Genomic DNA, 11697 nt, shown 5'->3' on the forward strand with positions numbered 1-11697 from the left:
GCACTGGGACGCGGCCACGCATATGCTCCGCCTCAACTATCGCCATGACGGACTGGCGCGAGTCACCATCGGCCAGGGCGAGACATCCCTGCTGCTGTTGATCGGCGACAACGAGACGGCGAAGCACTTCTGGCAGCTGGATACGTCAACGGGATCTGTCCTCGTGCGCGGCCCTTACCTCGCGCGGACTGCCACTGGCGAGGGCGAGCAGTTGGCTCTTACCGGCGACACCGACAAGGCCGGTGACATCGAGGTGTTCGCTGGCCCGGGTATCCATGGTTTTACGTRGAATGGCGCGCCCGTGACAGCGAAGGTCACGGCCTCCTCAAGCCTGCAAGGCCATATCGACGGTCCGCAACCTGTGTCGCTGCCGAGCCTCACAGCCTGGCGTATCAGCGAGGCCGCGCCGGAAATCGCACCGACCTTCGACGATAGCGGCTGGACGGCCACCGACCGCACCACCACGCCCAATCCCTACTGGAATCACGAGCTGCCGATCCTGGACAGCGACGACTACGACTTCCATCACGGCAACGTGTGGTATCGCGGCCATTTCACCGCCACCGGCAAGGAAACCGCCATTCTCCTCGCTGCCAACACCGGTGTGCACCTGGGCAACCATGGCATCTTCACCGCCTGGCTCAATGGCCACTTCCTTGGTAACAACCCGAGCGGCGCGCAGCAATTCCCCATCGACCCCAGCTGGCTCAAGGCAGGTGGCGACAATATCGTCTCCGTGCTGGTCGACAACACAGGACACCTCCAGGAAGAACACAGTGGCAGCTTCCGCGAACCGCGAGGCCTCATCGCTGCCACGTTCGCGGGTGCACCGACCGGGATCCGCTGGAAGATCCAGGGCAACGTCGGCGGTGAAAACCTGCCGGATCCGGTCCGCGGGCCGTTCAACGCCAGCGGCCTCTATGGCGAACGGATGGGCTGGCAGCTACCCGGCTTCGCGGACGAACGCTGGGCGACGACCACCCTGCCCCGCGAAACGGATAAGCCCGGCGTCGACTGGTATCGAACTCGCTTCCACCTGGATATTCCCGCGGGCCAGGACGTGCCCATCGCCTTGCGCATCCACGACATCGCGCCGCATCACTATCGCGCGATCATCTTCATCAACGGCTGGCAGATGGGACGTTACATCAGCGACGTCGGTCCGCAGACCGACTTCGAGTTGCCGGCAGGGCTGCTGAACACGAACGGAGACAACACCGTCGCCATCGCTTCGTGGAGTACGGCACAGGACGGTGGATTGGGCGAGGTATCGCTGGTGATGCAGGGCAACTACCGAAGTGCACTGGACCCGAAGCCGGTCGCGGCGCCGGACTATCAGCAAGTGACGAAGGCACAGAAGGCCTCGCTCAAGCCCGGCGCGACGAACTGACCCGATCGCGCGGGATCAGGCTCCCAGCCATGCCTCGAGGACGACGGCATGGTTGATCGCGGGATCGTGTGCCCCGTAGACCAGCGTCACCTTGCGCTTCTTCACCAGCGCGCGCAGTTCCGCCACCGCCGGATTGTGCTCGAGCTCGTGCCGGTACTTTTCGGCAAAGGCGTCGAAACGGTCTTCGCGATGATCGAACCAGGTTCGCAACGTCGGCGTCGGCGCGATCTCCTTGAGCCAGAGGTCGACAGCCGCCTTCTCCTTGGTCAGGCCACGGGGCCAGAGCCGGTCGACCAGCACGCGCATGCCATCACGAGGCGATGGCTCTTCGTACACGCGCTTGACGGATAAGTTGGGCATGGCATCGACTCCATGGGAGTGAACCCATTATGGCGCTGGCGACGTTGATTAACGCGGGGAAGTAACCCGGCTCATATAACGGCTGCCAAGCCACGCTGCGCAGAGCGGAAACAGCAGGTAGCGGGACGTCATCGACAGGATCTGAGAAATCAGGCCGTAGGAACCATTGATCGCATCACCGCTGAAGAAGGAGAAGTACCAGAAGGCGGTAAAGGCGATGAAGAGGATGCCATTGGGCAGCGACCCGGCGGTGATCGTCTCGTAGACATGCGCCAGCATCCGCGTCAGGAAGTGCCATGTCACCCAGGCAGACACCGCCATGACGAAGGGAAACAGCAGCCATGTCGAGATGCCAAGGCCTTTCGCGGCGAGTGCAATGTCCGCGTGCGTGGTCAGCGCCCGGAGGGGCACATAGCTCCAGACATTCGCAGCACACATGAGCGACAGCCAGTAGAGGAACATCACCACGTACCGTCTGGACCTGATCCAGCATGTCGTCGTGAGTGCGTAGATGAGGAAGTAGAGCAGACCGTTCCCAACGAAGGGGCCTGCGAGCGCAATGACCGCTGCACTCGGGCCGTGCCCGCTCGCGAAGATCGGGTCATAGCTCACGTTGTCCGAAACGTCGCCAAGCAAGATGACGTTAGAGACAGTCGCGGCGCCATAGTCGACGTCGAATGGTTTCGCTATCCAGCCCAGCGACCAGGCAGTCAACGTGTGTGCGTATTCATGCGTGAGGTAGGCCACCGCATGAGCGACAAGCGCGAAAAGCGTCGTGACCAGGGCGAAGATGATGCTCTTGCGCCCAAGCCGGGTCGCATCCGAACTCAAGTCTTGATCCACGGCAACGCCTTCTGACGATGGGATGATCCAACAGGGGCCAACATGGCTGGCCTCGGCGGATCATCCCACACTCATCATGCCTCGGACGTCACCGCCACATGCGCCTCGGAACGATCCCGCATACTGACGAAGATCATCGCCGCCGCCACGAGTAACACCGCACCGGCGCCGACGAACACGCCCGATGCACCGGCCCGATCGAACACCAGGCCGCCCGCTGCTGCGCCCAGCGTGATGGCGAACTGCACCGCCGCCACGATCAGGCCGCCACCGCTTTCGGCTTCATCGGGAACGGTCTTCGTGATCCATGTCGTCCACGCCACCGGCACGGCGCCGAAGGCCATGCCCCACAGCGCGACGAGTAGCGCGTCAGCCATCGGGGCGCGACCCAGGGCCACCAGCGCCAGGGCGATCGCACCCATCGCCAGGGGCATCAGCAAGAGGGTCATGCGAAGGCTGCGCTCGAGGACGAAGCCCGCGAGCGACGTACCGATGAAATTGGCGACGCCGAAGCCGAGCAGGATCACCGACAGCCCGTTCACGCCCACGCCCGTCACGACTTCGAGAAAGGGCCGCAAATACGTGAAGAACGCGAAATGCCCGGTGAACACCAGGAGCACCGAGATCATGCCCGCACGCATGACGGGACGCTTCATGACTTCAACCAGCGTACCCATCCGCGCCGAACCGGTAGGCGCCATCTTCGGCAACACGACAAGCTGCCAGAAAAAGGCGAGTACACCGATGACCGTCGCGATCAGAAACACGTTGCGCCAGCCGATGAGATGACCGAAGTAGCTACCCAGCGGCGCGGCGGCCACGGTAGCGACGGATACGCCGCTGAAGATGATCGACAGCGCCCGCGGCACCATCGCCTCTGGCACCAGACGCATGGCGACGGCCGCGGACATCGTCCAGAAACCGCCGATGGCGATGCCCAGCAGCACGCGCCCCACCAGCACCAGCGCCAGCGTCGGCGCAAAGGCGACGAGCAGGTTGGAGGCAACCAGTAGCACCGAGAACGAAAGCAGAACCGTCCGCCTGTCCGTGTTGCGGGTCAGTACCGAGATCACCAGGCTCGTGACCAGGGCGATCGCCGCTGTCGCGGTCACCGTCTGCCCTGCCATGCCTTCGGTCACGCCCAGACTGGCCGCCATGGGTGTCAGAAGGCTGGCGGGAAGGAACTCAGCGGTAATGAGGGCGAAGACGCCCAGGGTCACCGCGAAGACCGCGCCCCAGGCGGGTCGCTCCGTTACTGCCAGCGTGTCGCCGGTTTCCGCACTAGCTGTCATGTCGCTTCCCGTCCAACAAAGGAAAGGGAGCATGGTAGGCGGGTCAGGCCGGACGGTATATGATGCCAAGTCCTTAATGCTTGATCGTGCGTCCGGGCCTATGACTCTCCCCGCCTTTGCAGACGAATCGGATGCGGCCAGCGAGCTGTTGCTGGGGATGCGCCTGGTCGGCGTGAATTACCGGCGCATCGAGCTTGCTCGGCCGTTCGGTGTCGGGTTCAAAGGCGAGCCGGGGCATGCCCAGTTTCATTTCGTCGGCCGTGGTCCCGTGCTCCTGCGAACCCATGACGACAGGGTGCTCTCGCTCGAGACCGGCGACGCCGTCCTGCTGCCGCAAGGCCGTCCGCATGTGCTGCTCTCGTCCGCAGACATACCGTCGCGGGATGTCACGGACTTTCTGGCCACGCCGCTGTGCAACAGCGTCGCCGACATTCATCCTGAGTGCGAAGCGACTGCGCGCGCCTCGGGCGCTCTGATCTTCAGCGGATGCATGGAATTCGAACTCGGCGGCATGCAGCCACTCGTCGCAGCGATGCCCGACGTGATGCTTGTCGGCACGCTGCTCGACCGTTATCCGGAGCTACGTCCCATGCTGGACGCCATGGAACGTGAGTCCTGTCATAGGCGCGCCGGTTTCGCCGGCATTCTCGCCCGGCTGGCCGACGTGGTCTCCGCGATTATCGTGCGCGGCTGGGTCGAATCGGGCTGTGGCGATGCCTCCGGCTGGCTGAAAGGGCTCCGTGACCCACGCCTGGGCAAGGCCATCGTTGCCATGCATCGCGAGCCTGGCCGCAACTGGACCGTCGCCGAGCTCGCCGATGAAATGGGCAGTTCGCGTTCGGTATTCGCCGAGCGCTTCTTCACCGTCACCGGCATGACCCCGGTGCGCTACCTCACCGAACTTCGCATGCGGCTGGCGGCCCAGTGGATAGGACGCGACGAGTCTACAATCGAGAGTGTGGCGTTCCAGCTGGGGTATGGCTCGCTGGCAGCCTTCAGCCGGGCGTTCAAGCGGGTGATCGGCGAGCCGCCGGGGGCCATGAGGCAGGCGGCCAAGTGAGCGCCAGGCTTTAATAAGCCATCGCCTTATTAAGGGTTATCGACTTATCCTTTAATAAGCCCTAGGCTTATTCAACCTTACCAAGGGTCGCACCCTGTGCGCCGACAGGATCTTTCCCCTACTCGACAGCGCAGCCTCGTCAAATGTGACGAGCCGCGATCGCACTGCCATGCCCTCGTTCCACCTGCGACGCCTCGGATATTGCCGTCCTCTGCCCGCGTAGCGTCAGCCATCGGCCGGGCCCACGAGGCGCTCGGACGCCTTCAGGACGCCGTCGCTCATCTGCCCAACACCGAACTGATTACGCGTTCGCTTGCACGTCGCGAAGCCGTGCAGAGCTCTCAGATCGAAGGAACGCGGACGCAGCTATCCGAGCTCCTGGAATATGAGGCCACCCAAGGTGCCGAAGGGGCAACTGCCGATGCCCGGGTGACGGAACGCTACGTCGTCGCGCTCAAGGACGGACTGGACTCGCTAAAACCGCCAGCGACTGCCGGCCTGACTCTCGATGTCGTCAGACGCCTGCACCTTACCCTGATGGACGACGCGCAGCCCCACGTCCGGCTGGGCCAGTGGCGGGATACGCAAGCATGGATCGGCTCAGGACGAATCGAGGATGCGACCTTCGTCCCGCCGCCGCCTGGGAACATTGAGGCGTGCATGCGAGAGCTGGAACTGTCAATGCTTAGGTATGAGAGAAACGAAGACGAACACTATGAACTCGGCATCGTCGCTCGCCTTGCCATTACGCATGCGCAGTTCGAAACCATCCATCCGTTCGCCGACGGTAACGGACGCGTCGGTCGCCTGCTCATGCCCCTCATGTTGGCTGAAGCGAACTACCCGCCACTCTATCTTTCTGGCTTTCTCCTGAAGCATCGCCATGCGTACTACAACAGCCTCGCAGGGGTGCAGCTGAAGGAACATTGGGACGCATGGGTCGAGTTCCTGTCCAACGCGGTGGTGGGCGCGTGTGACACGTCGCTCGCTATCGCGCGTGACATGAACCGCATTGTCGAGGGATGGCTTGACGCGCTCTCCGACATTCGCGTTGACTCGGTCGTTCACAAGCTGCCTAATTTTCTGCTTGGACATCCCGTGACGAGCGTAACCGAGGTGGCTGCACTCCTTGGGTCGTCGTTCCCGACGGCGTCCAAAGCGGTGGAGCTGCTTGTCCATCGCGGCATCCTCCAGGATCGCTATCCCGAACGAAAGCGCAACCGGATCTTCCACGCGTCGGAACTGCTGACCCGGCTCGAACGCAATTGACCCGCGATCAATGGATCGAGGCGTCCGCATGTCATCGATCGGGGAAGCCGCCGCCTCCGTTACGTCGGAACGAAGACCACCCTTGCCTTACCGCCGTCGTGATCCCAGCCCGTCTGGACGTCTGATAGCGGAAGCACCCGCGTGGCGATCCGGARGTTCGCCGGAACCGCTGCGGCGAAGACGTGCCCCACGGCAGCAAGCAGATCGGGCAACGGCACGCTCTTGATCCCGCTACCCATCAGCACGATGGCCGATGATCGCAGTGCGGCGCTGGGCAAGGTGATGTCCGCGCCACTGGAACTGCCCACCTGCACGAAACGCACGGGCCGCGCGTCTTCGACCGTCTTCGCAACCGCGGCGATGATGGTCTGGGCGCTCTTTCCCCAGAGGTAATCGACGACCACATCGACACCCTCCTTGCATTGCTCCCGGATGGCCTCTTCAAACCGGGAAGTACCGTCGGGACCGGTCCCATCCAGATGCATCGGAATCACGACATCGGCGCCCAGCGCTTTCACGGAAGCCAGCGCTGCTTCGTCGCGTGCCGTCGCAATGACCTTCCCTGCGCCGAGATGCTTTGCCAGCTGTACGGCCAGCCGTCCGGCAATGCCGGTGGCGCCGTTGATGAGCACGGTGTCGCCTTGTTTGAGCTGTGCGCGGTGAACAAGAGCCGCCCAGGCAGACATGCCGGGATTGGCCAGGGCAGCGGCAGCGATGTCGTCGATGCCTTCGGGCACCGGAATGCAATGGCCAGCGCGTACACGAGTCACCTCGGCCATGGCGCCAAAGGGCGCGCCAGGCAGAATGAAGTACACGCGACGACCGTCCTGCGTCACGCCGACGCCGTCCGAGCCGGCGATCGCGGGAAGCGAAGCGCTGGCGCTGTAGTGCGCGCCAGACGCACGCGCCTTGGTGAAGTGCGTGAGCGCCGCCGCTTTCACGGTGATCAGTTCTTCGCCCGCCTTGGCGGCGGGCGCTTCGAAATCGGCGAACACGGGCGACTTGCCCGCTTCGTAGACAACGGCAGCTTTCATGGGCGCTCCGAATAATCTAACATTGTTAGATCAACTCTAATCATGTTAGATTCGGTTTGCAACCCCCGGAGGCCTGCCCCCATGAAAGTGAATCGCGACATCATCGTGCAGGCCGCCTTGCGCCTTCTCGACGACACGGGCTTGGAAGACCTCACGCTGCGCAAGCTGGCCCAGTCCCTGGATATCCAGGCGCCTACCCTCTACTGGCACTTCAAGAGCAAGGACGCGCTGATCGACGAGATGGCTACGCTCGTCCTGGTCGGCGGCGCCGACCACCTCGTGCCGGAAACGCCCTCCGACGATTGGCGGGTGTGGGTCGCCACGTTCGGGCACGGCCTGCGCAAGACGCTGCTGGCCTATCGTGACGGCGGCCGTATGATTGCCGGCACGCGCCTCACCAACACGCTGTTCCAGGAAACCGCCGAGCGTATCGGTGGTCACCTCACGCAGGCGGGCTTCACGACGCGCCAGGCCGTCACCTTGCTGAGCGCGGTCTACACTTTTGCCGTCAGCTTCGTCATCGAAGAACAGGCCGTGTTCCCGAAGCCGGGCGAGCGCTCGCCGGCGTATGACATCGAAGTGAGGAAGACGCAGCTGGATCCCGATGCCTTYCCGCTGCTTCGCGAAGCCGGGGAGGTGCTGTTCGATCGGTTCGACCAGCGGTTCGATGAGAGTATCGACCTCATGCTTCGCGGTGCGGCAACGCTGTTACAGCGATAAGCTTCGTCGTACCGCGGTCGACAGCGGCGACCTGATACGGAGCGACACGATGCCTTTTCGTTTTGCCTTCTCGACATTCGCCGTTTGCGCCGCGATGTGCGCGTCAGCACGCGCACCGGCCACCGAGCATCCCGGCAGCCTTCCTGCCGACCTGCCCGCTTACATCGACCGCGTTCGCTCCACCTTCGACGTTCCCGGCATTGCCGTGGCGGTGATCAAGGACGGTAAGGTCGTGTTCGAGCAAGGCTCCGGCCTGCGCGACGTGGAAAAGCACCTGTCGGTCGACATCCACACGAAGTTCTGCATCGCATCGAATACCAAATCCGTCACGGCGACCGCCATCGAGATGCTGGCCGAGCGCGGCAAGCTGCATATGGATGACCGGGTGATCGACCACCTGCCCTGGTTCCGCATGGCCGAGCCCTATGCCACGCACGACATGCGTATCCGTGACCTGCTTGCCCACCGCAGCGGACTCGGGCCCCATGCGGGCGACCTCCTCTTCCTGCCGTCCACGCACTACAGCACGCGCGAGGTGGTAGAGCACCTCGCGAACCTGCCTTTGGCTACCGGCTTCCGCGAAACCTTTGCCTACGAGAACATCATGTTCGCCGTGGCCACGCTGATCGTCGAGCACGCCTCCGGCGAACGCTATGCCGACTTCGTTCGTGCGCAGATATTCGCGCCGCTGGGCATGAGCGATGCGTTGATCGACGGCTCGGAGCTCCAGCCAACGGATGACGTAGCGACCTCCTATATGCCGGAGGCGGACGGCCGACTCGGCGCCGTGCCTACGCTGGTGTGGAAGAACAATGCCGGCGCCGCAGGCATCTACGCGAGCATCGACGACATGGCGCGCTGGGCGGGAACCCAGTTGAGCCAGGGCGTGTTGCCGCAGCCAAAGGGCGCGCAAGCGCGGCTATTCAGCGCGGCAACGCAGGCCGACATGTTTAAGATGGTGACGCCGATTCCGATCGACGCGCCATCAGTCCCGGCACTGGCTGCAGCCCAGCCGAACACGTTCGGCTACGCCGCCGGCTGGTTCGTCTCGGATTTCCGCGGCCAGCACATGGTCTGGCACACCGGGGGCTTCCCGGGCACCGTGTCCGAGACGACCTTGTTGCCCTCCCTCGGCCTCGCCGTGGTCGTGCTGACCAACCAGGAATCCGAAGAGGCGTTCAACGCGATTACCTTCCACGTCGCGGACGGCTATCTCGGCAGGCACGATACCGACTGGATCGCGGCGTACTGGGCGTCCGCAAAGAAGCGCGCCGAGCGCCTTGCTGCCGACGATGCGATGCATAGCGCACGCCCCCTGCCCTTGCTCCAACCGACCCTTCCCCTCACAGCGTATGCGAGGCGCTATCGGGACAACTGGTACGGGATCGTGAACGTCGCCGTCGACGGCGACACGCTTCGTGTTCACTTTGCCGAGTCATCGCGCCTCGACGGCACGGCCGAGCCCTGGCACGGCGACACCTTCCGGATCCGATGGGACGACCGCACGCTACACGCCGACGCTTTCATCGACTTCGCTCCCGATGGACACGGCGGCATCCGTCGCGCCACGATGCACAGGGCATCGGCCCGCACCGCGCCAGCCTACGATTTCCAGGACCTCGACCTGCGTCCCCAATGACACCGCTGAGCTCGCTCCTCGAAGATGTCCGTGCGTGCACGCTGTGTGCCGCCCACCTGCCGCTGGGCCCGCGGCCAGTCGTGCAGATGTCCGCGTCGTCCCGCATCCTCATCGCCGGTCAGGCGCCGGGTCGGAAGGTGCATGAAACCGGTCTGCCGTTCAACGACGTCAGCGGTGACAGGTTGCGCCAGTGGCTGGGTATCTCGCGCGAGACGTTCTACGACGAGACGAAACTGGCGATCCTCGGCATGGGATTCTGCTTTCCCGGAACAGGCAGGTCCGGCGACCTTCCGCCTCGTCCCGAATGCGCGCCGGCGTGGCGCGCGCCCTTGCTAGCTCATCTAAAGAATGTGCAACTCACCCTGGTGCTCGGGCAATACGCGATGGCCTACCACCTGCCCGGCCGCGGCAAGACGCTCACGGAAGTCGTCACCGGATGGCGGCGCGACTGGCCGTTGATCGTACCGTTGCCTCACCCGAGTCCACGCAATCAGGCATGGCTCAAGCGCAATCCGTGGTTCGAGCAGGAACTGTTACCGGTGCTGAAGATACGCGTGGCCGAGGTACTCGGCGACACGGCCTGATCCGGCGGATCAGGCCTGGAACAGGCTGATCTGCGCCGTCGTGAGGTTGGCGAAGCTATCGCCCAGAGGCCCGAGGATCGCGTCCGCGATCGGCTGTAACTGGCTGGTGAGGTAATGCTCGTAATCGATACGTGACTCACGCGACTCGAGCGGCTCGGGCCCGTTGCGCGTCATCACGTAGCTGATCCAGCCACCATTCTGGTACTGCAGCGGACGCTGGCGGCGCGCATTGTAGTCGTCGGCCATGCGTGCCGCTCGCACCTGCGGGGGCGTATTGCTCTGGTAGTCGATCAGTTTGCCGCGCAGGCGCTTGCGATAGACGAGAAGGTCGTCGAATTCGCCAGCGAGCAGGCCTCGCGTGTAGTCACGAATAAACGCGGCATACGGCTGTTCCTTGAAGATCAGCAGGTAGAGCGCCTGTTGGAACTTCTGCGCCAGCGGCGTCCAGTCGCTGCGCACGGTTTCCAGTCCGCGATAAACGACCTCTTCTTCGCCGTTCTCCGAGACGACCAGCCCGGCGTAGCGCTTCTTGCTGCCCAACTCACTACCGCGGATGGTCGGCATGAAGAATCGCTGGTAGTGCGTGTCGAACTCGATCTCGAGCTTGCTCTCCAGGCCGAAGCTTTCGGATAGATGCTGGTCCCACCACCGGTTCACGCGCTCCACGAGATGGTCGGCGATGGTGGACGCCTCGGCTTCGCTGCGGCGCTGCTTCAGCCAGATGAAGATCGAGTCCGTGTCGCCGTAGATGACCTCATAGCCTTCGGCCTCGACCAGTTCGCGCGTGCGACGCATCACGTCGTGACCTCGCAAGGTGACCGCCGAGACGAGCTCCGGATCGAAGAAGCGGCAATTCGGGGCGCCGAGCACGCCGACAAACGAGTTCATCAGCAGCTTCAGCGATTGCGACTGCGCCTGGTTACCTTGTCGCTTGGCCTCGTCGCGACGCTCCCACAATTGGGTGACGATCGCAGGCAGGCAATGCCGGGTGCGGGAGAAGAATCGTCCATGAACACCGGGCACAGCCGCCAACGACGAGGTATCGAGGGCGCCTTCGGCCAATCCTACGGGGTCGACCAGAAAGCTACGGATGATCGATGGATAAAGGCTCTTGAAGTCCAGCACGAGGACGGAGTCGTACAGCCCTGGGCGGGAATTCATCACGAAGCCGCCGGGAAACGCTTTTTCCGCAATGTCACCGACATTCGGCGCGACGTACCCTTCCCGATGCATGCGCGGCAGGTACTGGTGGTCGAACGCGGCAATGGAGCCACCGAAGTGATCGGCCTGAAGGCCGGTCACGTGCGCGCGTTCCAGCAAGAAATCGAAAAGCTTAGCCTTGGCGAAGATCCGCGTGACCAGTTCGCAGTCTTTGAGGTTGTAGCGCGCGAGTGCGACTTTGTCCTCGTGGAAACGTCGTTCGATCTCGGCCATGCGATGGTAAGGGTCATCGATGGACTTGCCCTCGCCGAGCATGTTCTGAGCGACATTCTCGAGACTGTAGGA

At 63.4% G+C, this 11697-nt stretch carries 11 protein-coding genes; 6 read left to right on the forward strand and 5 right to left on the reverse strand.

Features of this window, described 5'->3' with window-relative positions:
* Nucleotides 1-1390: beta galactosidase jelly roll domain-containing protein (locus tag AC1DSN_RS11655; protein WP_477330781.1), on the forward strand; the 1390-nt coding region annotated here is incomplete at its 5' end.
* Between the two features lie 15 nt (nt 1391-1405).
* Here AC1DSN_RS11655 and AC1DSN_RS11660 read toward each other — a convergent pair.
* The 3 genes from AC1DSN_RS11660 to AC1DSN_RS11670 all read right to left on the reverse strand — a co-directional run bounded on the left by AC1DSN_RS11660 (nt 1406) and on the right by AC1DSN_RS11670 (nt 3885).
* Nucleotides 1406-1750: a DUF488 domain-containing protein gene (locus AC1DSN_RS11660; protein ID WP_063573278.1), complete on the reverse strand. Its 345-nt coding sequence runs from the start codon at nt 1748-1750 to the stop codon at nt 1406-1408.
* Between the two features lie 48 nt (nt 1751-1798).
* Complete coding sequence (locus AC1DSN_RS11665) at nt 1799-2593, reverse strand: hypothetical protein (RefSeq protein ID WP_477298457.1); 795 nt, start codon at nt 2591-2593, stop codon at nt 1799-1801.
* Between the two features lie 74 nt (nt 2594-2667).
* Nucleotides 2668-3885: an MFS transporter gene (locus tag AC1DSN_RS11670; RefSeq protein WP_063573280.1), complete on the reverse strand. Its 1218-nt coding sequence runs from the start codon at nt 3883-3885 to the stop codon at nt 2668-2670.
* A 100-nt stretch (nt 3886-3985) separates the two neighbouring features.
* Here AC1DSN_RS11670 and AC1DSN_RS11675 point away from each other — a divergent pair, with 100 nt between their 5' ends.
* Nucleotides 3986-4945, forward strand: a complete 960-nt coding sequence (locus AC1DSN_RS11675) for an AraC family transcriptional regulator (RefSeq protein WP_477330784.1) — start codon at nt 3986-3988, stop codon at nt 4943-4945.
* A 201-nt stretch (nt 4946-5146) separates the two neighbouring features.
* Nucleotides 5147-6214, forward strand: coding sequence for a Fic family protein (locus tag AC1DSN_RS11680; RefSeq protein ID WP_477330786.1), 1068 nt, complete (start codon nt 5147-5149; stop codon nt 6212-6214).
* 59 nt (nt 6215-6273) lie between these two features.
* On the opposite strand, the gene AC1DSN_RS11685 is transcribed toward AC1DSN_RS11680, so the two are convergent.
* Nucleotides 6274-7248, reverse strand: a complete 975-nt coding sequence (locus tag AC1DSN_RS11685) for a quinone oxidoreductase family protein (protein WP_477330788.1) — start codon at nt 7246-7248, stop codon at nt 6274-6276.
* A gap of 81 nt (nt 7249-7329) precedes the next feature.
* On the opposite strand from AC1DSN_RS11685, the gene AC1DSN_RS11690 reads away from it, so the two are divergent.
* The 3 genes from AC1DSN_RS11690 to AC1DSN_RS11700 are packed head-to-tail and all read left to right on the forward strand — an operon-like array spanning nt 7330 to nt 10191.
* A complete protein-coding gene (locus tag AC1DSN_RS11690) occupies nt 7330-7968 on the forward strand; it encodes a TetR/AcrR family transcriptional regulator C-terminal domain-containing protein (protein ID WP_063571259.1) in 639 nt (212 codons plus the stop codon).
* A 49-nt stretch (nt 7969-8017) separates the two neighbouring features.
* Entirely contained in the window at nt 8018-9607 is a 1590-nt protein-coding gene (locus tag AC1DSN_RS11695) for a serine hydrolase (protein WP_477330790.1), read from the forward strand.
* Complete coding sequence (locus AC1DSN_RS11700; protein ID WP_477296976.1) at nt 9604-10191, forward strand: uracil-DNA glycosylase family protein; 588 nt, start codon at nt 9604-9606, stop codon at nt 10189-10191. Before AC1DSN_RS11695 ends, AC1DSN_RS11700 begins: the two co-directional genes overlap by 4 nt.
* Before the next feature lie 9 nt (nt 10192-10200).
* On the opposite strand, the gene AC1DSN_RS11705 is transcribed toward AC1DSN_RS11700, so the two are convergent.
* A partial coding sequence (locus tag AC1DSN_RS11705; RefSeq protein ID WP_477330792.1) for a DNA polymerase II occupies nt 10201-11697 on the reverse strand: 1497 nt, incomplete at its 5' end.

This window comes from Luteibacter sp. P4_D7_3 (assembly GCF_056401735.1).

Excerpts from the sequence above, each read along its gene's own strand:
- AC1DSN_RS11660 (WP_063573278.1), bottom strand. The coding sequence starts at position 1,750 with ATGCCCAACTTATCCGTCAAGCGCGTGTACGAAGAGCCATCGCCTCGT.
- AC1DSN_RS11670 (WP_063573280.1), bottom strand. The coding sequence starts at position 3,885 with ATGACAGCTAGTGCGGAAACCGGCGACACGCTGGCAGTAACGGAGCGA.
- AC1DSN_RS11675 (WP_477330784.1), top strand. The coding sequence starts at position 3,986 with ATGACTCTCCCCGCCTTTGCAGACGAATCGGATGCGGCCAGCGAGCTG.
- AC1DSN_RS11695 (WP_477330790.1), top strand. The coding sequence starts at position 8,018 with ATGCCTTTTCGTTTTGCCTTCTCGACATTCGCCGTTTGCGCCGCGATG.
- AC1DSN_RS11700 (WP_477296976.1), top strand. The coding sequence starts at position 9,604 with ATGACACCGCTGAGCTCGCTCCTCGAAGATGTCCGTGCGTGCACGCTG.